The sequence below is a fragment of the Colwellia sp. 5_MG-2023 genome (genome assembly GCF_030547795.1).
Taxonomy (GTDB): domain Bacteria; phylum Pseudomonadota; class Gammaproteobacteria; order Enterobacterales; family Alteromonadaceae; genus Colwellia.
In genome coordinates, this window is the sequence record NZ_JAUOPW010000005.1 from 51182 (window position 1) to 74046 (window position 22865).

The window sequence follows — 22865 nt, forward strand, 5'->3', positions numbered from 1 at the left end:
TCATTCCGTAGGTCACTTAATACGGAACCTCCTATTATAAGCTAATTGTACTCAACTAAAGGCCATTGTAATATTGAACACTCGTTGACTGTGGTACTAGTGCATTAATATTATGTTCAACCTCTTTTTCATCCGCAGCTTTAGCTAGTAGTTGCTCAAACTGTCGGATCAATACAACTTTATCTGGTGACTTTTTATCGCCGGCGCCAATGTTGGTTAGGTCAATCATAAAACCATCATATAAATCAGAGAGATCGTTAATGATCTCCATGTTTAAAAACTGATCCTGATTATAAATACTTGGGTAACCTGCTTTTTGTTTATCAATAGCAAAATTATCACCTTTCAAGTTGGTTATGCTCGTTGATTTATCACACGAGAGCATGCAACCGTTATCTATTCTTGGTTTTTCACAACCGACACTTTGTTGGAAGAAGCATTGTCGGCTAGTCATCAATAAAATAGGATGATAAATACTGTAGAACAATTCAAAATTTTCAGGACGGGCAATACTTCTCATTTGTTGCTTGTTAATTTCGTTTGAGATAAACGCACCGCTACAATCAAAGGTTTCTTTCATTGCTAATAAAGCATAAGAGTTTGTTGTATTTAAAAATGGACCTGCAATCCATTTAATGCCTAACCGGTGTGCTTCATAAGCGATACCTGTGTTATTTGTTACAATCAATTCAGGTTTGACTTGCTGTAAAATATTTAAAGCAACGTCGTAATCTTTACCTATTAATACCGATGGAAACCATGGGATTAATTTTGGATTTTGTTTGAAAAAATCAACGTATTTAGTGCAACCACGTTTATAAGCATCGGGTAATTTAAAGTAAACGTTAGCATTTGTTACGTTAGTTAAATTAATATCTTCTTCATCACAAATCAGTAAAGATAACTTAGGCTTAACATATTCTGCTTGAGCGTTTGTCGGTTTAGGATAATTTTTAAGTGGTGGCAGTGTCACTTCGGGTAATACTGCTTTGTTGTTATTTAAGGTTAACGCGAGTTGCTTTTTCAATTCGGTTAATTCTTTAAACGGAATACTTAACCCTTGTGCTAAATTATCAATATTGATTGCTGTTAAATTATAGCTGCTGTTGTTAAAGCTTTTAAAACGCTTATCGATAACGCTTGAATCAATACTCGCTTTATCACTTTGTGTAAGTAAGCTGGTTGATTGCACTTTAAATTCAATATTATCGTCTTTTTCAATCACATTTGCTGTGATCGTTAAAGGCTGATCCAGTGCACCTGAAAAGGTTAATGTCAGTGATAGTTTTTCAATGGTTAAATGTTTGATCTTATCAAAAACAGTGGCTTTAATTTCTTTGTTTTGTTGATGAAGCTCTTGTTCAACTTCATGTATTTGAACCACAGAAATTGCTTTGCTTTTATCTACTGCATGCTTAGTTGAATTATCGCGTGGGTTATCAATAAACATTGACTGGTTCAAGTCACCACGTAAGAAAGCATTAGAAAAGTCACGGTTAAATACTTGATAAAGACGCTCGCCATCTTCGGTTAGCTCACCAGTATTTACGAAGCCATCAATTTGTTTTCGAAAGCTATCTACTACGGTATGTACATAGTTTGCGCCTTTGATACGACCTTCAATTTTAAATGAATGAACACCTGCCTCAATAAGGGCTGGTAAGTCGAAAAAGGCCGAATTGTCTTTAATATTCAGCGGAAAGTTATTGCCTGAAGGCGTTGTTTCATATTCTTCACGACAAGCTTGGCTACAACGGCCTCGATTACCTGAATTACCAACACTGGCAGAAGTTGAATAACATAAACCTGAAAAAGCAACACAGAGTGAACCATGCACAAAAACTTCTACTAAGGTTTCATGCTCTGCGGCTACCGCTGTTATCACTTTAATTTCTTTTAAGCTCAACTCTCTTGATAAGTTAACGCGTGAAGCACCTAACTTTTTCAAGAATGGAATTTGACCAACATTATGCGTGGTAAGTTGTGTTGATGCGTGAATGTCTAATGTAGGAAAGTGCTTGGTGATTAAATTGAACATGCCAATATCTTGCACTATTACCCCATCAAGCGTGGTATTGGCTAATTTACTTAGCAGTTTTGCTAATGATTTAAATTCGCGCTCTAAAATAACGATATTCAATGTGAGAAATATCTTACATTGATACTGGTGTGCTAATCGAATAACACCCACTAATTCATCAAAGGATAGGTTAGACGCTCGATTTCGGGCATTGAATGTATCTAGACCACAGTAAACCGCATCGGCACCAGCAATTATTGCCGCTTTAATCGCATCAACATCGCCACCGGGTGCTAATAATTCAATTTCAGAACTCATTTTTATAACCTACTTTACAACTTTGATTGGTATAATTTTAAAAGAGGGATTTTACCCGTATACTTACCGAAAGAATAGCGTTAAATAAGTTGAGTCGCCTTTGCTTAGGGCTTACTCGTTAATTAGAGAGTTTTTATGTTACTTCCACCGTACCAACACTTTGCGAAAATGTTAGCTTGCTTCTTGCCTGAAGAACGAATTATTAGTAGTTATGCCAAGCGGCTAGCTTTTGGGGTTGATGCAAGCTTTTATCGACTAGTCCCTAAATTAGTATTAATACTTGATACCGAAGCGGAGGTGATAAAAGTATTAAATCACGCTGCTATTGCTAAATTACCGGTTACTTTTAGAGCTGCTGGTACTAGTCTTTCTGGGCAAGCTCAATCTGACTCTATCCTTATTTTATTAACCACTAGTTGGCGAAATCATCAAATAGTCGATTTAGGATTAAAAATAAAATTAGGACCTGGAGTTATTGGTGCAGATGCAAATAAATATTTACTGCCTTATGGCCGAAAAATAGGACCTGATCCTGCTTCCATTAACACCTGTAAAGTTGCAGGTATTGCTGCTAATAATGCTAGTGGTATGTGCTGCGGTGTGGCACAAAATAGTTATCACACCTTAGATAGTATTCGTGTTGTTTTACATGATGGTGCCGTGTTAGATACTGGCGATAAAGATAGTGTTAGTGAATTTAGAAAAACGCATAGTATCTTGTTAAGCGGTATTAAAAGCTTGGCGTTAGAAACAAATAAGAATGAAAATTTACGCCAGTTAATCAATCATAAATATAGATTAAAAAACACCACTGGTTATGCTATTAATTCGTTAGTGGATTTTGAGGATCCTATCGATATTTTAGCGCATTTAATGATCGGCTCTGAAGGTACCTTAGGCTTTATTTCTTCTATCACTTATAACACGGTTGTTGAACATAAATATCGTGCATCAACCTTAGTTTTTTTCCCCACTATGCAAATTACTTGTCATGCTGTCTCTGCATTAGCTAGTGCAAATGTTTCAGCCGTGGAGTTGATGGATAGACGTGCGTTAGCTTCGGTTAGCGATATGGATGGTTTGCCTGACTTTATCAATACGCTTGATGAACATGTTGGCGCCCTGTTAATCGAAACTTGTGCAGCTAACGCTGAAATATTAAGGCAACAAGTGGCTGAACTTGAATTAATGTTAGCTGATTTTGAACAAACCAATGCGATTAAATTTACTGATGTTGCGAGTGAATATTCTCAATTGTGGGCAATAAGAAAGGGCACTTTTCCTGCTGTTGGCGCTGTTCGAGAAACGGGAACGACTGTAATTATTGAAGATGTTGCTTTTCCTGTTGCTAGGCTTGCTGATGGGGTTGCTGATTTGCAATTGTTATTTACTAAATATCAATATGATGAAGCAATTATTTTTGGTCATGCTCTTGAAGGGAACTTACATTTTGTTTTCACTCAAGACTTCTCAACAGAAAAAGAAATAAAGCGTTATCAGTCATTTATGGACGATGTTTGTCAACTTGTTGCTGTCGATTACCAAGGTTCTTTAAAGGCAGAACATGGTACTGGCCGTAATATGGCCCCTTTTGTTGAGCTAGAATGGGGCAGCGAAGGGTTGGCATTAATGCAGCAAATAAAGCAGTTGTTTGATCCTCAAAGTTTGCTTAATCCTGGTGTAATTATTAATGATAATGCTCATGCACATATTACCAACTTAAAAGCCTTACCCGCCGCAGATATTATTGTTGATAAATGTATAGAGTGTGGTTTTTGTGAGCCTGTCTGTCCATCTAATGGCCTTAGTTTCACGCCGCGTCAACGTATTACCAGTTATCGAGAAATTAGTCGTTTAACTTCGACTAATGAAAACCCTGAATTGTTAGCAGAGCTGAAAAAAGACTTTAATTATTTAGGTATCGATACTTGTGCTGCAACAGGCTTGTGTGCTGAACGTTGCCCCGTCGGTATTAATACGGGTGACCTTATTAGAGAGCTTCGTCATCGCAATAATGAAGGTCACCAAGGTGTGGCTAATGCCTTTGCTAATAACTTCTCTACAGTTGAAAAAACAACTCGAATGACATTAGCAGTCGCAAGCTTTGGCCAACGTTTATTGGGTAATAAAGTGATGGCAGGAGTGACAGGTACTATTAGAAAGCTTTCAGCAAATAAGTTACCTCTGTGGAATAAATATATACCACAAAAAGCACACTATAATCCTACGAAAATTAAAGCTAATAGCAATGTTAACGAAGCAGGTTATCGACCTAAAGTGGTTTATATCCCAAGCTGCTCAAGTCGCAACATGGGGCAATCATTAACGGCAACAGACCAGCGCTCGCTAACAGACGTTACTTTATCGTTGATAGAAAAAGCTGGATTTGATGTTATCAGTCCAGATTTTACGGGCGAATGTTGTGGTATGCCATTTAATAGTAAAGGCATGTTTTTACAAGCAGAGCAAAAAAGTAATGCAATGCTTGATAAGTTAGCGATATTAAGTGAGCAAGGTAAGTATCCTATTTTAATCGATACCAGCCCTTGTAAATCGATGTTATTAGAAAATAAAGATAAAATTAGGGGGCTTTCACTATTTGAACCTTTTGGTTTTGTTGAAGAAGTTTTGATTAATCATTTGAACTTCACTCCTGTTGATGAACCTATTATGTTACACATTACTTGTTCTAGCAGTAAAATGGGCTTAGCTGGAAAAATGCAACAATTAGCCGAGCGTTGTAGTACTCAGGTGATAATTCCTGAGCATATTCAATGTTGTGGTTTCGCGGGCGATAAAGGGTTTACCACGCCTGAGCTAAATGACAACGCACTGGCGCCGTTAAAAGCTCAAGTACCTCAAGGTTGTACCGCAGGTTATAGTAATAGCAGGACCTGTGAGATTGGCTTATCTCAACACGCGGGTATTGATTATCAGTCGATTATTTACTTAGTTGATAAAGTAACAACAAAGAAAGTAGGCGAGGTTGTTAGACATTAAACGTAAGAGCCTGAATTAAGTTTATAATAACGGAGAATATTCAGAATGGCGACAAAGCGTGCAGCATAACGGACAAAGCGCCGTCATTCCGTAGGTCACTTAATACGGAATCCCACGCGTGTGGTTGAATAAGAAAGGGATTCTGAGCCCTTTGAGCTACACAGCATAACGATTGGGATTCTGAATCAAGTTCAGAATGATCACCAAGCGCTGTCATTCCGTAGGTCACTTAATACGGAATCCCAAACGTACGGTTGAATAAAGCTGAGACCCTGAGTCTCTTGAACTACACAGCATAACGATTTGTAAAACTATGCATGCTCAGGTTTAACGACTATTTTTCTAATCATAACTTCAATAAAAACCAACAAAGCACCTAAACAAAAGCCAACAATTAAATCGATGGTCAATGGTGTAATCATTGAAAGTACATTTCCGATAAATGGAGTTGTTGCCATAAAGTCAGCGACTGCGGTTATATAAGTTTGCGTGGCATGTATACCGTGTGTGATAAGTGAACCACCAACAAGCCACATGGCTGCCGTACCTGCAATGGCTAAAAATTTCATTAATTTCGGAGCAAAGCCAATCATCAGCCTTCCTAAAGCACGTTTGAACTTTCCCCATATCGATGCCGACTTATCTTGTATTAGCGCTAAACCCCCATCATCAATTTTAACAATACATGCAACTAATCCATATACGCCAACAGTCATTAAAATTGCGACAAAAACCAATACTGATATTTGTGTTGAGATGTCTTTATCAGCAATAGTACCTAGGGCAATAATTATAATTTCAGCAGATAGTATAAAGTCTGTTCTGATAGCGCCTTTTATTTTATCTTTTTCAAAACTTTTTAAATCTATGTTTGGATCTTGTAATGCGGATTTTAATTTTGCTTTATGCGCTTCAACTGCGGCTTTATCTGTAACGTTATGCCAAACTTTTTCGAAACCCTCGTAGCATAAATAGGCTCCACCTAGCATAAGTAACGGCATAATGAGCATGGGTAAGAAATAGCTAAGTAACAGGGCTATAGGAACTAACATGGCCTTGTTGAGCATTGAACCTTTAAATACCGCCCAAACTACAGGTAATTCTCGATCAGCACGTATACCACCAGAAAGCTGTTCTGCATTGACGGCAAGGTCATCACCAAGAACACCTGCTGTTTTTTTAGCTGCTACTTTAGACAGCACTGCAATGTCATCGAGCAACATGGCAATATCATCAAGTAAAGTAAGTAAACTAGCGCCAGCCATAAAGAATTCCATCAAAATAATTAAGAATAGTTATCATGGTGTTTTTCTTTTTAGTAATCAACCTGAACTTAGCTTAAGAGCCTTTTATTTTTACTCTATTAAGTTTATTCATCATTTACATCTACAGCGTTTGTTAAAAAATATCAGTTTCGCTTTTTCAACCAATTAAGAGCATAGAATAGTAATACTCATATACAGAAATAATCCTACATTGAATGACGTTTAATAGCGGTATTGTTAATGGCGCAATGTTGTATAGGAGCTTGTGATGACAAATCAATCACTAAACAACTATCGAGTAGTGCATTACTGAATTTTTCGTAAATGACAAAAGCACGTGCTAAAGCATCTGTAACTTGGCAAAGGTTGTTTAAGGTTGAGTCTGCTAGGTTTTTTGATCTACAAGAATTATTTCCTTTAAGCAAAGTACCCATTGTTGTATATATTTGTTGAGTTTCTTCTGAAATGTCGGCAAAGGCTAGTGAACCGGCATTACGCACTAAATAAAAGTCTGAAATAAAATCGAATACGGTTGTATTTTTCAGAGCGTGAAGCTGTTTTGTATTTAGCCGTTGTGAGGTAGATTCGCTTGGCAAGCAAGGCGGATCTTCTGTTGCACAATGATCAAGGTTGTTAGTTAACATTAACGTATCAAATAATGAGCGTTTAAGGACGTCATCACGAAAACTTGCTGGCCATTCACGAGGTATAAACCGCCATTTAGCAAGTGCTTGCAAGTGCATTTTAGTGTAATTCTGGTAATTATTAGCGCTTAAAATTTCTTTATTCCAGGTGTGTTCAGGATCATGCTTTAACAGATATTTATGTTCTTTTTGATACGCGCTAAATAGAAGATTAAAGTGTTTAACATTATCAATAGTTACCGTGCTTACAGTCGCGTAACTGTTTTCTATGCTAACTAACTTGTAAGCAGGTCGATATGCTGCAATTGATGGCGCTTGAATATTAAATAGTGTGTTTTCTTTGCTTTTAATTACTGATGTATCGTTCATGTGCATATGTCCGCCAATATGCAGTCTTAAGCCTGTTTCAGCGAGTAATTTTCGAGTGTCATTTGTAGGTTCACGTTTTAGTTGAAAAGCTGTATTACCAAATAATGCTTGTATTGACTCTGTTTGACCGTCATAAAACTCACCCATTGGAAAATGACTAAATGCGATTAATGTTTTGTTCTGTGTTTTTGCACGTTGTACTACTTCTTTGATCCAAGTGAGTAGAAAAGGTTTTTCGGAAAGTACTTTGTTATATCCTGCATTCCCCGAGCCTTGAAAATCAAATACACCATTTTTTACTTGAGGGATATATACGTTTGCATCAATAGCTAATAACCAAAGGCCTGCTAAGGGTTCAATTAAGTAGCTAGTATCAGGGATATTTATACAGTTGCTTTTATCATTTTCGGCGCATTGCACGTAGCTACGTTCAGCTAATGAGGGGCCTTTTGAGAACGGCGTTTCCCATAAAAGTTCATTGTTGCTGGGCATTAGTCCAAAAGGTGCCATAATCTCAACTACTTCTTTGTAGCCTCCATGCGCTATATCGTCACTGCATATTACTTTTTTATTATCAGTGTTTATGTTTATGTTTGTGTTGTTGAGCACTTTCTTGGTGCAACGAAGGTGCTCTGTTGAATAAATAGCTAGTTCTTGTCCTTTTTCATTTAAAAAGTCAGGTTTACCACCCGCACTTTTAAATGGCTTTACCGGATCATGATTACCAGGAATGGCAAAAAAACGCATACCATACTCTTTTGTATATTTATTAAGAATTTTTTTTAGACCATAAAGGTGTACAAGTTGGCCATTGTCGGTAAAATCACCCGGTAGAGCAACAAGTGTTATACCCTTAGCTGCAATATCGTTAAGTGTGGTAATTAAAGCAAAGTAATTTTCATTAAATAAACGTGTAGAATGAATTTGCGATCTCATACTTCGAATACTCACCGGTGGGATATCTTTCGCTAGTTGAATCCCCTTAAACCCTTGTTGAGAAAAATCGCCGTAAATATCATGAAAATGAATGTCTGGTATAAAAGCGACTTGGGTTTTAGTGTTAGCCTGTACGTGTGTTGTTATGCTTATTAAGCTAATGATGAGTAGTAAGGCTTTCATGCTTAGTTCCTGTCAACCGTATCAATGAGTTAAGTTTATTATTTTTTAATTATGTAGAAACAGGGATCATAATGATCCCTGTTTTTTAAACGTTATTTAAAAAATAGCACGCAAACCTAGTGATATTCGTCTACCCGAAAACTCATACATTGTCGGGAAAGCAGAATCAAGTGTATAGCCTTTAGTGGCTTCGTCTGTAATATTAATACCTTCTAATGTCATTTTAATTGTGTCGTTAATATTATAGCCAAGAGAAATATCTGTTTGACCATAAGCATCACGATAAACTGGATATATATCGCGCTCTATATATTCAACATATTTATCTTTATAGTTGTAAGAAATACGAGCATCGAAATTGAGGTTTTCATAATAGAAGGTTACGTTGTAAGTTTCGTCAGCTAGACCTTCTGCTGGGGTTGGAATACCTAAATCTGATGAGCCTGTTAATGAATTATCTAAAGAAGTGTAGTTAGCATTAACACCAAACCCTTCTAATGTACTGTGAAAACGTCCAAATGGAATTTGTGCAATTAATTCAATACCACTGACATCGTAGGCACCTTCGGCATTAACTTTTTGATAAATATCAAAGTCGTACACACCATCAATACTACCGTTATCATTGTATTTAGTTACATCATTAACAACGCCAGTTAATGATTCTCGCACTACGCCTTTAATCTCTTTTTCAAAGTAAGAAATGGCTAATAAACCACCTTTTTCTAAGTACCATTCTAAGCCCATTTCCCATTGGTCGGCATACGTTGGCTGTAGATCAGGGTTACCATCACGGTATTTAAATTCACTTAGGCTGACTGTTCGCTTGTAAGCAATGTCAGTTAAGGCTGGGCGAATAAGAGTTTCGGATGCAGCAGCACGTAAGACTAAGTTGTCACTCAGATCAAGAGAGAAGTTTATGCTTGGTAATAAGTCAGTGTAGTTACCGCTTTTTGATATAGGGGCGGATGTGTAACTCGTTGTACCATCGCTACCTTGTATTTGGTGGTAACCAGACGAAATCACCTCAGTATCAATATAACGAACACCAGCATTTAGGGTTGCGGGCATTTTGCCAATATGAAAAGAAAAATCTGCCATAGCATATATGGCAGAGGTTTTTTCTTTAACTTGATAAAATTGATCAGGTTCAAAATCAACGGTAAAACCGTCGTATCTTAATTCATTACGTGCATAGCTATTTGATACTTGGCTCCAATCTACTTTTGATGAAACTTCAGGTAAGTATTCGCCACCTGAGACTAGTTCTGAAATACTTGTTAGTTGGCTGTCAGCTAATGTGCGTGTACCTACCCATGACGAGTCGCCAGCAGTTGGACCTGTGACACGGTTAGAGCCGTAGTTACGTTCTTTTGATTTATCGGTATAGCGAGCACCGAATTGAATACTTGATAATGAAGGTAAATAAGCTAAGTTTAATTGGCGTGAAAAGTCTAATTGAGCGGCATATTTGTCATCTGAAATATCTTCAATATTTACTTCATTATAATCAAATAAATAAGCTTCGGGTGTATTGTACATATCAAAACTTTCGGCGTTATCACTTGAAAGAGTCTCTGCGCCTGTACTCGTATAACGAGAGCGTGTTGCACGGTAAGCTGTGTGCTTTAAATTGGTGTTTTCTGATGTTTTTTGAGCACCACTATAACCAATTACACCATAAATATCCCATTGTCCAAGTAATGAATCCATTGTCAGACTATATTGTTGGTAGTCAGTATTGTTGCTATTTTCTTTACTTAAAAGCTCATGTTGTGTAGCAGCGTAATCAGCATCTGTTATTACTGTAATTCCATATTCTGACAGGGTTGTATTGTCATATGCATGTACTTTTTCAAGCGAACTAATACTTGATGCTGTGTAGGCTGCTGCATCGTATTCGTCTTCATGGTCATCAAAATTTCCCACTAAACCATCTAACGTTAAACTAAAGTTACTATTAGGTTTATATTGCAAAGATAATGTAGCCCCCCATTTTTCTTGCTCTGTTAAGTAAGCGCGATCACCTACTTTATTCAAAAAGACAACTCGGCTAGTCTCATCATCATCAAATCGGTCGTTAATTATTATACCTGCATCACGCTCTAATACTTCTGCTGTTTGGTCAGCTTGAAATTGCGATGAACCGGTTTTTTCTAACCAACGAGAAATAGGGCGAAAATCTATACCTGAATTACTGTCTGAACGGTTGGTACGTTCTGAGTATGCGAAAGATGCTAATGCCCCCCAATCTCCAAAGGTATCGCTAGCTAATAGGGCAAGTTTAGGATCAGTTTCTTCTGATATTTCGTTATAAGCACCTTCTAGTGAAACCACAATTTTACGTTCATTGTAATCAAAAGGCCTTGCTGTATTAATATCAACCGAACCAGCAATACCACCTTCTTCATCTGCGGCAGTAGGTGATTTTTTTACAGTAACACTTTGAATTATTTCTGAGGCAAAAATATCAAATTCTACGTCACGCCCACCACTACCAGATGCTGTTGCCAGGTTATTAATAGACACAAAGGTGAAATCACTAGGTAAACTTCGAACATTTACTTTTTGCCCTAAACCTTTATTACGTTCAATTGTTACCCCTGGCATTCTTTGTAATGCCTCTGCTAAGTTTTGTTCTGGGAAGTCTGCGATATCAGATGCGACAATCGAATCAGAAAAACCGATATTTTCGCGTTTTAAATCGACTGCCTTTTTTAAGCTTTTTGAATAGCTAGCGGTAACAACAACTTCTTCCATAGCGTGTTCATTTGAATCATTTTCTTGTGCGTGAACTTGGCTTATAAATAAAGTACTTAAAGCAAGTGCTAATGGCGATAGTTGAAACATTCGGTTAGACATTACGTTATTCCTATTTGTTAGTATTTATTAAGATTTAATAAGTTATTTCTCCACTAAAGACGCAACATAAAATGAAAAGGGGACGTATATATTTGATGAAACTTTTATGTCAGTTTTACTACAGAAGTTTCATAAAATTGTCATTAAATCATCATAATAAACCTGTATTTTCTAAGCGAATATTAGCGCCATTTTAATGCTCATTGATTAATAACTTGACGCTGTAAATAACTATACAAAAAAGAGAATCATGTCCCTCACTAAAATGTCATCACCGATTATTAGTAAAAATACTCAGCAACATGGACCATTAGTTAGGTGCTTTATAGCGAACCAAAATTCGCTTCAGGAATTTTTTCGTCGGTCGGTAGATGATCATGCTGATGCTGATGATTTATTTCAAAAGCTTTTGTTAAAGGCGTTAAAAATAGAAAATACGGAGCATATAGATAACTTACTTGCGTATGGTTTTCGCATGGCGAAACACTTAGTTATTGATCATCATAGAGATCAAAAAAAATTTCCAGAAAGTCTTGAACATGATCCAGAAAGTGAAGCTTTATCACTTGAAAACTTACTCGAACATGAACAGCGTATGCGGTTATATCAGCAAGTGTTAATGCAAATGTCACCATTGCGTCGTGACGTTTTTATTCGTCGTCGGTTACATGGTGAAAGTCGGCAATTAATCGCAAAAAATTTAGGTGTATCTGAAGAAGCGGTCAAAAAGCATATATCGCGTGCTATGGATATGTTGAAAAACGCTATATCAACATTAATTAATAATTGATTGTCCCCTTAGTAGAGATTAAACCGTCATTCATATTAGTAATGAAACATAGTTAGTTATAAGAATAAGTTTAAGTTAAAAAATTGAGACATTTAATGGTATCGACATCCAAAAAAAACGCTAACAATGAGCAATTAACGCAACAGATTTGGCATGATCCTGCGCTTATTGAAGCCTTACAAAAAGTAGAGGAAGAAGCAGAGGTTCACCTCCTTGTAAAAGAACCTCGCAAACTTAAGCTTTGGACATGGGGAGGCGCTTTAGCTGCGAGTGTTATTTTTTCTTTTATAAGCTTTAATTTTATCAAATCAGACGTTACGACTTCTGCTCCAGCTAGTGTAGCTGCGCAGTATTATAGTGGTAATGATGCTGAAAATTTAATTTTGTCTGATGAGTCTAAAGTCGCTTTAAATCAACATTCAACGTTAAAATTTAGTGAAAATAGTCAATCAAGAACTGCACTATTAAGTAAGGGAGAAGCTTATTTTTCAATAAAAAGAGATATTGAAAGACCTTTTACACTGGAAGTCGGTAACGCGACTATACGTGTGCTTGGTACTGCCTTTAATGTGAATAATACCTTAGGTGAAACAAATATAGATGTCTTTCATGGGAAAGTTTCCGTAAAGACTATTGACGGTAAACAGCAGATTGAACTGGTTAAAGGACAACGAGCACGTGTCTATAACAATAATATAATTGTTTCTACTTTTACAGCCAAACAACCTGATTGGCAACTTGGTTGGCTTAATTTTGACGATGTCTCTATTAGTAATGCTGTTTATCAACTTAATCGTTATGCTCAAAGGCCAGTTGTACTGAGTAAGGTTGATGCCAATTTACGGGTTAGTGGACGTTTTAAAACGAATGATGTGCTTGGTGCGTTAACCCTTATTGCGCAATTAAATAAGCTTTCAATCAATACTTTTGATGACAGCATTATATTGTCCTCTACTGATTAATATATTTGCACTATTACTATGCTGTTTTGATTACGTTTTTCGGGGCCTATAAATGTTGAAACGTTTTTTATATTTAGCCTTAAGTGCCATGTTATGTGGCTTGTCTTTTTATGTTAATGCGGCACGGGTTAGTTTAATTGAACAGCTCAACAATTTTTCTGAGAAGTTTTCAATCGCGATTATTTATGACAGATCATTACTTGAAGGGGTCGAGGTAGAAGCAAGTAGTGCCCCAAATAACGACATTAATCGTATTGATTTTAATAAGCAGTTGACGACTTGGCTAAAATCGCACCAGCTTAACTGGAAGCAAACCTCGTCAGGTATTCTCATTTATAACGTTAATAATATCCCTAAAAAATCAATTGAAAATTCAGTAAATCAATTAGAAGAAGTCACTGTTATTGGACAATTGCCAACGGGGTCGTTAACTGAGAGATATAATGATAAATATCAACAGTCCGTTGATTATGCACAATTAATAAAAAGTAATAATGCAGGCGAAACCGATTTTATTTTAGGCGCTATGCTTACCCAATTACCTGCTGAAAATTTAGCTGAAGCATTACAAGCGGTTCCAGGACTAAGTATTACTCGAGATCGTGGTGAGGCACTTAATATTAATGCGATGGGGTTAGGCGCAGAGTATCAATTAACGCTGTTTAATGGCCGTCGTCTTGCTAATACTGAAAATGTTCGCAATTCAAATCAATATGGTAAAGCGCATCGTTTTGATATTTTTAGCGCGGGGTTATTTTCAAATGTCGCTGTTTCTAAAACTGCTGATCCTCGGTTACCTAGCGGTGCAATAGGTGCAACCGTTAATTTATTTAGCGATGCCCCATTGGACTATCATAAAAATAACCTAGACGTCAGGTTGACGGTTGCTGCGTTAGAGGGAGAGCGAGATCTTCAGCCTAGTTTTGGAATAACTGCAAATACTAAATTTGCCGATGATACCGTCGGTTTAATTGTGAAGATGAATTATGAAAGTCGACTGCAGCGTCAGTTTCAATTTGAGTCTTGGCATTGGGGGGAAAATGGCGGTGCATTAAATGTTTATCAGTGGCCTGATATTGATGATGATATTTTAGTGCCAACGGATGGCTTGGCACTAACCATTGAAAATGAAGATCGTATTAGAGCAACGATTTATAGTGCTTTAGCATGGCAACCAAGCGAACTATTAACGATTAATACATTGTGGTTTCGTTCTGAAACTGATTTTGCTTTTGATGAATATCGACTATCGATAAATCCATTAAGTCAGTCGGCCCAAGCAAAGGCAATTCATAATAAAAATAGCTTAGATCAGTTTATATTTTCAAATGTTACTGGCAAATCTAGCCGTGAAGAGTCAACACTCTATTATGCTAATAAAACCTTTCAAACAGACATGAAGTGGCAACCTCATCAACGCTTAATAATAACACCATTTTATAGTCATAGTGTAGCTAACAGTTTGACTAAAGAGCCTATTTCTCGAGTACATGTAGGGCTCTCGCCGATGGATGCTCTTGTTGAGTTACAAAACTATTCGGTTGATCAGTTTACCTTTGATCGTAATCTAAAACTGGTCAGTAGTTATTCAAATATTAATCAGATGAGTAAACGTAACATTAATGTATTGAATAAAGTAGATGAATGGGGCATTGATAGTCAATGGGATTCAACTGGGGATTCTCTTTTGGGTAAAAGATTGAAAACGTTAAACTTTGGTTTTTTACATTCAGCCCAAGCGTATAAATATACCCGTCGTGATGTAAGTTTATCGGTTTCTGCTTTAGCGACATTACCTAAATTAGATGGCCGATGGCTAGAATCTATTCCCGATCTTTTTTCCGCTGACTTTATGAATTCAGATACGCAAGATTGGCTGATTCCAAAAAGTGATTTATTTCAATTGTACGATATAAGTTTACCCTTTGGAGGTGTTACTGATAATGATTTACTCAATAGTTATAAAGTAACTTATGTTTCAAAAGAGGGATATTTACAATCGCAATGGCAGTTAGGGCATTGGTCATTTGATACAGGGCTTCGCTATAGTGATATGAAAAGTCAAATAGCGGGGGCGCAATTAAATGCAGCAACTGAAGCTGTCTTTCCACTCAACGATAGCCTTAGTTTTGTAACCTGGTTACCGTCATTAAATATTCTGTGGCAACCGTCTTTATATTGGCAGTGGCGGGCGGGATATAGCCGTTCTTATAATCGTCCGAATTACTCGGATTTAAATCCTAAAGTTCATGTGAACTCTGGTGGTTTGCCTTATGCTGAACTGGGGAATCCTGCTTTACAACCGGTTGTCGCAAATACGACTACGTTTTCTGTTACCTGGTTACAAACATCATTAAATGCTCAATTGTTGGGCTTTAATCATAATATAGATAACTTGATTGTAGAACAAAAAGAGTCTTTTAATTACCAAGATATAGAATACAACTCATTACAAAGAACAAATGACGGCGCTGGTAATATTAACGGTTTACAGGCAAGTATTCACTGGTTACTACCATTGCGTAGTGCTTGGTTTTCAGAAAGTAGTGTAGGCGCTAATATAACACGTATTATCAACGCAAATTTTACCACGCCAGATGAGAGTAATGTTCGAATTGACGGTGTTTCCGATTTTACCGCTAACGTACGTTTTGTTGTCAGTGATGATAGTTGGCAAGCTGGACTGAATGTTAACCATCGGAGTGAATTCCTTACTGATAGGGATGTGACAAACAATGCTGATAGCTATATTAAAGCTTATACTAGTACGGATTTAAGCTTCAGCTGGCTGTATTCAGATAGTTTACGCTTACGGGTGGATGTTTTTAATGTAACCAATGAACCCATTTTTAGTACCGCTAAAACAGATGCCGCCGCTTCATTAATGAAAGCAGAAGATTTTGGCCGTCGTTTTGTTGTTGGTTTATCATTAACGTTATGAGGCTTTTTTAATTGGCATTTGCTTAATTTCCTCGGTGGTATCCTCTTTTTACTACTGTTCTTTCTTACCTACCAACATATTGCCATTTTCTAAGAAGGTTAAAATAATTTGCTTACTAGGGCGATTATCGTCAAATAATTCGCTATATTTTTCAATTATTCTGTCTCTGTCTGCTTGGGTTCTTGCGGTAGACATTTCATCACGAAAGGGTTGTCCTTCCATGATGCCGGCGTAATGACTTGCTAAAGCAGCCGTTGTTCGTAGTGCATTTTCAACTTTTGGATTTTCAGATAATGCCTGTTTTAATTGGTCGGCATAAGCATAATCCGCAGGTAAAACGACCTGACCGTGATTATCAAATTCTACGGTTGCTGGCGGCGATGGAATGTTATATTGCGCCAACAAGTCTTTGAATTGTTCTTGTGAATATTTCGACAAAGTATCAATGTTATGGGTCGTAGGAAGTAATAACGGTAGATCATCCAAGTTCACTGGCGTTGATTGCTGTCCCGGAGTCAGATATTCATCTAGATTAATGGCTGTTTGATCACCTTTACTTGTATTCATCTTAAATACAGCACTTTCCTTTATTTCTTCAGGAGTTGTACTTTGTGCACTAGCTGATTGATAACGGGCAAAAACTTGTGAAAAAGTAGTGCCAGTATTACTAGCGTTAGCTGTTGTGTTATTTGTTTGTTGCACATTTTGTGAATGAATTTGAAAATTTGTAGTGGTGACTTCCATTTTATCCTCGATACTTGATTACGTCATATAAATATACAGATTCTTAGTCAATATTTAGCAAAAAATGTACCATTACCACTTATGTTTTGTCGCGCTTGTTAACCATCAATAATTATGATTGTTCTTACCATATAAATTACAAATAAATGGCAATTTATTGCCGATGTAAAAATACTCAAAGGCACTTTTTGCCGTTTTTATTGGGTCATATTGAGTAAATCAATACACGGCTAACAATTTATAGCTGACGAGGGTTGGTACGCTATTTGCTCTTTAGTTTAGTATCGTAAAGAGTTAAATCATCATATTAGTCTGTCATTTTATTATGTACATAACAGATTACTTATCAATAGGAATGAAAAAACCGATTAAGGAAGATAAGTGATAAATTCAATTAGTTCACAACACTATGCTGTTCAACAAGTTCGAAACAATACCAATAAAGTTGAACAAATTTCGGCAGATAACACGCAAGAAACCAAGGCTATCGTTCATTACGATACCCGAAAATATGCAGTTTCTTTTATTGAAAACGCTTCACCTGAAGAACTAACCGCAAAGGTTGATTCCTTAATCGGACGAATGCCGTCAATGGCGGCGATTAATTTAAATGAAATTATGAATGCCGATAATGGTTTTGAAATAGCCGAAAGAATAAATCGTTTACAAGAGCCATTAAAACAAGCACACCAGAATGTGTTAAATTTAGAACAAGATCTTATTAGTCAGGGGCGTGCAAAGGGTAAAAGTGACAAAGAAATTTTAATGAGTATTGTGCAAATGCAAGATGAACAGTCAGATTTATTTAAGATGTCAATGAATTGGGGAACCAAAGGGCTTACTTCACCTGACAATTATGCCAAGCTAGTTGAATACACACCTAACTATGTCAATTATTATACCTAAAAAGTACTAACGGTTAATGGTGTTAAGTGATGCTATAATTTAGAGATTATTTTGTTGTAAAATCGCCTAGCCGTATAAAGACCCTTGGAAATTTATGATCTACCCGAAAACTTGTTTTAACGCTTTTAGTCAGAATATAAAAGATTACACTCTACCCGAACGTTTTACTTTCCCATTTTGCTATGATCCTCATCCATTGTGCTTATTAGCGGCAACAGAATTACAAAACCAACTTGAAAACCATCAACAACTGTCAAAAGAGCTTGAACAACAAGGGAAAATGTTTGGCGTGCTGTTAGTAAAAAATCAGCAAGGTGACATAGGTTATCTTATTGCTTTTTCAGGAAAACACTTTGATCTTTCTATTCAACAAGCTTCGCTTAAAAATAATATGACCTTTGTACCAGCTGTTTTTGAGCTTAATGATCAAGCCGAGTGGTATCACGATGACAGTATTATTATCAATCGACTTAATCATGAACTCGAGCAACTCTTAGTTAACCCGAAGTTAGAAGAGTACCAATCTCAACTTACATCACTTGCTATTCAACAAGAAGAACAGCTTGCTCAGCAGCATGAAAAAATGGCGTTTAATCGGAAAACGAGAAAAGCTAAACGTAGCCAAGTAAGGGATGATTTTACTGAAGAACAGTTAGCACAGCAGCTGAAAGAATTAGCAAAACAAAGTGTTTATGATAAAAATGAATTAAAAGCGTTAAAACAGCATTGGCTTGATTTAATAACAGCAACGCAAGAAAAATTAACCGCGTTAACTGATGAAGTTGATGCCGTTAAAAATAAACGAAAACGGTTGTCGACAAGGTTACAAAAAAAACTATTTAAACAGTATAGTTTATTAAACAGTGCTGGCGTTGAAAGAGATTTACTTGAATTATTTCAAGACACACGCCATCCAATGCCACCAGCAGGTACTGGTGATTGTGCCGCACCAAAATTATTACAATATGCTTTTATGAATAATATGACACCACTAGCGATGGCCGAATTTTGGTGGGGTCGGGCGCCTAAGTCTGAAATACGTCAACATAAAAAGTTTTATGGTGCATGCTCTGGTAAATGTCAACCAATTTTAGCGCATATGCTAGAGGGCATGACATTAGATGATAACCCTTTATTGGTTAACCCCGCAGAAGGTAAAGCGTTAGATATTATTTATCAAGACAACGATATTGTGGTGGTTAATAAACCGCATGAGTTTTTATCTGTGCCCGGTAAAAACATTGAAGATTCTGTTTATCTAAGAATAAAAGAACAGTTTCCAGAAGCAACGGGCACTCTAATTGTGCATCGATTAGATATGTCTACTTCAGGCGTAATGGTATTAGCGTTAACTAAACGGGCACAAAAAAACATACAGCAACAATTTATTAATCGTACTATTAAAAAGCGTTATGTGGCATTACTTGAAAATAAAGTAGCGGCTAACATTGATAAAATAGTTGAACAAAGTGAAGGGGAAATTAATCTGCCGTTAAGAGGTGATTTGGACGATAGACCCCGACAGTTAGTGTGTTTTGAGGCTGGAAAAGCATCGAAAACCCATTGGCAAGTTATTGAACATACCGATAAAAAAATAAAGTTATATTTATACCCTGAATCAGGAAGAACACATCAATTAAGGGTTCATTGTGCTCATCCACAAGGGTTAAATACGCCAATATTGGGTGACGATTTATATGGAAATAACAATGACAATATTGCTCAGCGCTTACACCTTCATGCACAAAGGTTAACGTTAAGGCATCCTGTTAGCCAGGAAGAAATGACGTTTAATGTCGATGAAGCGTTTTAGGCTCGAATTCAACCATGTTCGGCTCAACAAAGTCATGTTTAATAAATGTAAATAAAAAAGCCTATCACTAAGATAGGCTTGATATGGCGACTAGAGCAACAATGTTACGCGTTTATTTAGTCTTTAATTTCTGCATTATGATAAACATTTTGTACGTCGTCACAATCATCTAACATGGCAATGAATTTCTCAAAATTAGCTAAATCTTCTTCACCTTCAATATCAATATAAGTTTGAGGAACCCAAGAGATCTCTTCAACTTCTAAGTCGTATTCAGGCATAGAGTTAGCAAATTCAGTTTTTATTTTGAAAAACTCAGTGTGTGGTGCATAAACAGTAATAATACCATCTTCTAATTCAACGTCAGACACATCAATGTCGGCCATCATTAAATTTTCTAAAACAGCTTCATCGTCTTCACCTTTAAAAGCGAATATTGCTTGGTGATCAAACATATGTGAAACCGTACCAGAAGATCCGATTTTAGAATTGGTTTTAGTAAAACATTGACGAACATCTTTAATGGTACGGTTGCCGTTATCCGTTAAGCAATCGATAATTACCATACAGTTACCAGGGCCAAAACCTTCATAACGTGCTTCTTCAAAATCTTCACCACCCGTACCTGATGCTTTTTTTATCGCATTTTCTATTACATGTGTAGGTACTTGGTCTTTTTTAGCTCTATCAATTAAACCACGTAAAGCAAGGTTACCATCGGGATCTATACCACCATTCTTAGCACAAACGTAAATCGCTTTACCGTACTTTGAATAGACTTTGGTTTTTGCTCCGGCAGTTTTTGCCATGGATAATTTTCTGTTTTGGTAAGCTCTTCCCATTATTCAATCTCTCGTTTTTCATTTTCATAAAAATAATGAGGTAGATTCTACCAGTCTCACAGGGTTGTTGACTAGAGGGAGAAGGCTAAAAGTTGATATGAGCAGTAAAGAACTGCTTGAAATAACCACTATTTTAGACTTTATTTAGTGGAAGGAATAAATTTAACCAACTTAGTATCCACTAATACTTTAAAGGAATAATTTATGAAAAAGCTTATTTTCTGTTTTGATGGCACATGTAATTCACCTCAAGATGCGGATGATTTTTTTGAAGACTCTAGTATCAGTAATGTATTAAAACTACATGCTTTTTTTGGTGGTAAGCTTAATTCATTTAATGCCAGAAAAAATGTTAAAAGGAATTCTGTAAATACAATTACAACAGCACAACAAAGCTTTTACTACAGTGGTGTTGGTACTCGCGGTAGTTGGCTTAAACGTAAATTCAACGCAATGTTTGCGCCGCCTTATGGCGATATGGATGATATTATCGCCAATGCGCGTGCCGATCTATCTACACATTTTTCTGAAGGAGATGCTATTTATATCTTCGGTTTTAGTCGTGGTGCTGCTATTGCACGCATGTTTGCTGCACATTTGCCTTATAAGGTTAAGTTTTTAGGCGTGTTTGATACTGTTGCCGCAACACGTGGTTCGTTAGATTTAAATCCGGATACTTTCCCTGCCAGTGGTATTGTCTTTGAAAATGGCACTCTTGGTGCTCATGTTGAACAAGCGGTGCATTTACTTTCACTGGATGAGAAACGAATTTTGTTTCAACCAACTTTATTTAATTATGATAAAAGAGTGACCGAAATATGGTTTGCCGGTGTGCATTCTGATATTGGTGGTAGTTACTGGTTTGATGGTTTGTCTGATATTACTTTGCAATTTATGCTTGATAGTGTGCGTGATAAATTGAGCATACAAGATATTAACGAAATTGATTTTGCTGGATTAAAAGTACCGGGGGCGCAAGATAGTATCTGTATTGATGATCTTAATATCAAGCCTTTGGTCGATGGCACATTACATAGCCAAATTCGAACGAATAGAAACGCAGCAACCTTGGCACCTCGCTTAGTTAGGGTAAATATTGACGATGCTAAATCGAAGCATATTCCTATTATTCACCATACTGTTATTGAACGGTTTAACTTGGTTAGTGGTTATCGACCATATTCACTAAGAGATTTAAAATTTAAAGTAATTAATGCTAATGGCAAGCTAGGTAAAATACAGCAGGGGATTAGTAGTTTAGGTTAATGAAATAATGATATAATTATTTTCATTACTCGTTGTTTTGATGGATATCCCTTATTTTATGAGCACCTTAAACCCTACCAATGAAGTTCCTGAAATATCGAACGTTATTGGTTATTTTAAAACGTTACAAGATCGTATTTGCCAAGCATTAGCACAAGCCGATGGCAGTGGCCAATTTATTGAAGACAATTGGAAGCGCAAAGAAGGTGGCGGTGGTCGTACGCGAGTAATGACTGACGGCACTGTTATAGAGCAAGGTGGTGTTAATTTTTCAGTTGTTTCAGGTGATAAATTACCACCGTCAGCAACGGCTCATAGACCCGAGTTAGCCGGCCGAACATGGCAAGCTTGTGGTGTCTCTTTAGTTATTCATCCTAAAAATCCTCATATTCCAACATCTCATGCCAATGTACGCTTTTTTATTGCTGAAAAAGAAGGAGAAGCCCCAGTGTGGTGGTTTGGTGGCGGTTTTGATTTAACACCATTTTATCCTGTCAACGAAGATGTATTACACTGGCATCAAGTAGCTCATGACTTATCAGCACCCTTTGGTGAAAATGTTTATGATGATTATAAAAAATGGTGTGATGAATATTTCTACCTAAAACATCGTGATGAAACTCGTGGCGTAGGTGGATTATTCTTTGATGATTTAAATAAATGGGGTTTTGAAAAAAGCTTTGATTATGTTAAATCCGTTGGACAAGGCTTCATCGACGCTTATGTTCCTATCATCAATCGTCGTAAAAATGATGAATACACTGAAGAGCAAAGACAATTTCAGTTATACCGTCGCGGTCGCTATGTTGAATTTAACTTAGTGTTTGACCGAGGTACATTATTTGGTTTGCAATCAGGTGGCAGAACAGAATCTATTCTAATGTCGATGCCACCTTTAGCACGTTGGGAATATAATTTTAAAGCTGAAGAGAATAGTGATGAAGCAAAGCTTAACCACTATTTAGTTCCTCAAAATTGGTTAAACCGGGCTTAGGTTAACTACT

Annotated in this window: 14 protein-coding genes; 8 read left to right on the forward strand and 6 right to left on the reverse strand. The window is 36.8% G+C overall.

Features of this window, described 5'->3' with window-relative positions:
- Nucleotides 1–55: 55 nt before the first annotated feature.
- Nucleotides 56–2338: a peptidase U32 family protein gene (locus Q4496_RS05855; RefSeq protein ID WP_303610050.1), complete on the reverse strand. Its 2283-nt coding sequence runs from the start codon at nt 2336–2338 to the stop codon at nt 56–58.
- A gap of 135 nt (nt 2339–2473) precedes the next feature.
- Between Q4496_RS05855 and Q4496_RS05860 the strand changes: the two genes are divergently transcribed.
- Nucleotides 2474–5338, forward strand: a complete 2865-nt coding sequence (locus Q4496_RS05860; protein WP_303610051.1) for an FAD-binding and (Fe-S)-binding domain-containing protein — start codon at nt 2474–2476, stop codon at nt 5336–5338.
- A gap of 311 nt (nt 5339–5649) precedes the next feature.
- On the opposite strand, the gene Q4496_RS05865 is transcribed toward Q4496_RS05860, so the two are convergent.
- From Q4496_RS05865 to Q4496_RS05875, 3 genes are all read right to left on the reverse strand, one after another.
- Nucleotides 5650–6603 carry a DUF808 domain-containing protein gene (locus Q4496_RS05865; protein ID WP_303610052.1) on the reverse strand — a complete coding sequence of 318 codons (954 nt, stop codon included), beginning with the start codon at nt 6601–6603 and terminating at the stop codon, nt 5650–5652.
- A 206-nt stretch (nt 6604–6809) separates the two neighbouring features.
- Nucleotides 6810–8735 (reverse strand): metallophosphoesterase family protein, encoded by a 1926-nt coding sequence (locus Q4496_RS05870; protein WP_303610053.1) that lies wholly within the window; start codon nt 8733–8735, stop codon nt 6810–6812.
- A 96-nt stretch (nt 8736–8831) separates the two neighbouring features.
- On the reverse strand, nt 8832–11597 hold the full coding sequence (locus Q4496_RS05875) for a TonB-dependent receptor (protein WP_303610054.1): 2766 nt from the start codon (nt 11595–11597) through the stop codon (nt 8832–8834).
- 250 nt (nt 11598–11847) lie between these two features.
- Here Q4496_RS05875 and Q4496_RS05880 point away from each other — a divergent pair, with 250 nt between their 5' ends.
- From Q4496_RS05880 to Q4496_RS05890, 3 genes are all read left to right on the forward strand, one after another.
- The gene (locus tag Q4496_RS05880) at nt 11848–12387 is read left to right on the forward strand and encodes an RNA polymerase sigma factor (protein ID WP_215974406.1); all 540 of its coding nucleotides are present in this window, start codon (nt 11848–11850) and stop codon (nt 12385–12387) included.
- Between the two features lie 95 nt (nt 12388–12482).
- Entirely contained in the window at nt 12483–13349 is an 867-nt protein-coding gene (locus Q4496_RS05885; protein WP_215974405.1) for a FecR family protein, read from the forward strand.
- 52 nt (nt 13350–13401) lie between these two features.
- A complete protein-coding gene (locus Q4496_RS05890; RefSeq protein ID WP_303610055.1) occupies nt 13402–16290 on the forward strand; it encodes a TonB-dependent receptor in 2889 nt (962 codons plus the stop codon).
- Between the two features lie 51 nt (nt 16291–16341).
- Here Q4496_RS05890 and Q4496_RS05895 read toward each other — a convergent pair whose 3' ends face one another.
- Nucleotides 16342–17034, reverse strand: a complete 693-nt coding sequence (locus tag Q4496_RS05895; RefSeq protein ID WP_215974403.1) for a hypothetical protein — start codon at nt 17032–17034, stop codon at nt 16342–16344.
- Nucleotides 17035–17415: 381 nt separating this feature from the next.
- Here Q4496_RS05895 and Q4496_RS05900 point away from each other — a divergent pair, with 381 nt between their 5' ends.
- Together Q4496_RS05900 and Q4496_RS05905 are read left to right on the forward strand one after the other, a co-directional pair.
- A complete protein-coding gene (locus Q4496_RS05900; RefSeq protein WP_303610056.1) occupies nt 17416–17940 on the forward strand; it encodes a hypothetical protein in 525 nt (174 codons plus the stop codon).
- Nucleotides 17941–18034: 94 nt separating this feature from the next.
- On the forward strand, nt 18035–19753 hold the full coding sequence (locus Q4496_RS05905; RefSeq protein WP_303610057.1) for an RluA family pseudouridine synthase: 1719 nt from the start codon (nt 18035–18037) through the stop codon (nt 19751–19753).
- 116 nt (nt 19754–19869) lie between these two features.
- Here Q4496_RS05905 and Q4496_RS05910 read toward each other — a convergent pair whose 3' ends face one another.
- A complete protein-coding gene (locus Q4496_RS05910; protein ID WP_215974399.1) occupies nt 19870–20595 on the reverse strand; it encodes a YebC/PmpR family DNA-binding transcriptional regulator in 726 nt (241 codons plus the stop codon).
- A 204-nt stretch (nt 20596–20799) separates the two neighbouring features.
- Here Q4496_RS05910 and Q4496_RS05915 point away from each other — a divergent pair, with 204 nt between their 5' ends.
- On the forward strand, nt 20800–21861 hold the full coding sequence (locus tag Q4496_RS05915) for a DUF2235 domain-containing protein (RefSeq protein WP_303610058.1): 1062 nt from the start codon (nt 20800–20802) through the stop codon (nt 21859–21861).
- Nucleotides 21862–21919: 58 nt separating this feature from the next.
- Nucleotides 21920–22855, forward strand: coding sequence for an oxygen-dependent coproporphyrinogen oxidase (gene hemF / locus Q4496_RS05920; RefSeq protein WP_215974397.1), 936 nt, complete (start codon nt 21920–21922; stop codon nt 22853–22855).
- The last annotated feature ends 10 nt before the right edge of the window (nt 22856–22865 follow it).

Coding starts and splice junctions, on each gene's coding strand:
- Q4496_RS05855 (WP_303610050.1), bottom strand. CDS start 2,338: ATGAGTTCTGAAATTGAATTATTAGCACCCGGTGGCGATGTTGATGCG.
- Q4496_RS05860 (WP_303610051.1), top strand. CDS start 2,474: ATGTTACTTCCACCGTACCAACACTTTGCGAAAATGTTAGCTTGCTTC.
- Q4496_RS05865 (WP_303610052.1), bottom strand. CDS start 6,603: ATGGCTGGCGCTAGTTTACTTACTTTACTTGATGATATTGCCATGTTG.
- Q4496_RS05870 (WP_303610053.1), bottom strand. CDS start 8,735: ATGAAAGCCTTACTACTCATCATTAGCTTAATAAGCATAACAACACAC.
- Q4496_RS05875 (WP_303610054.1), bottom strand. CDS start 11,597: ATGTCTAACCGAATGTTTCAACTATCGCCATTAGCACTTGCTTTAAGT.
- Q4496_RS05880 (WP_215974406.1), top strand. CDS start 11,848: ATGTCCCTCACTAAAATGTCATCACCGATTATTAGTAAAAATACTCAG.
- Q4496_RS05885 (WP_215974405.1), top strand. CDS start 12,483: ATGGTATCGACATCCAAAAAAAACGCTAACAATGAGCAATTAACGCAA.
- Q4496_RS05890 (WP_303610055.1), top strand. CDS start 13,402: ATGTTGAAACGTTTTTTATATTTAGCCTTAAGTGCCATGTTATGTGGC.
- Q4496_RS05895 (WP_215974403.1), bottom strand. CDS start 17,034: ATGGAAGTCACCACTACAAATTTTCAAATTCATTCACAAAATGTGCAA.
- Q4496_RS05905 (WP_303610057.1), top strand. CDS start 18,035: ATGATCTACCCGAAAACTTGTTTTAACGCTTTTAGTCAGAATATAAAA.
- Q4496_RS05910 (WP_215974399.1), bottom strand. CDS start 20,595: ATGGGAAGAGCTTACCAAAACAGAAAATTATCCATGGCAAAAACTGCC.
- Q4496_RS05915 (WP_303610058.1), top strand. CDS start 20,800: ATGAAAAAGCTTATTTTCTGTTTTGATGGCACATGTAATTCACCTCAA.
- hemF (WP_215974397.1), top strand. CDS start 21,920: ATGAGCACCTTAAACCCTACCAATGAAGTTCCTGAAATATCGAACGTT.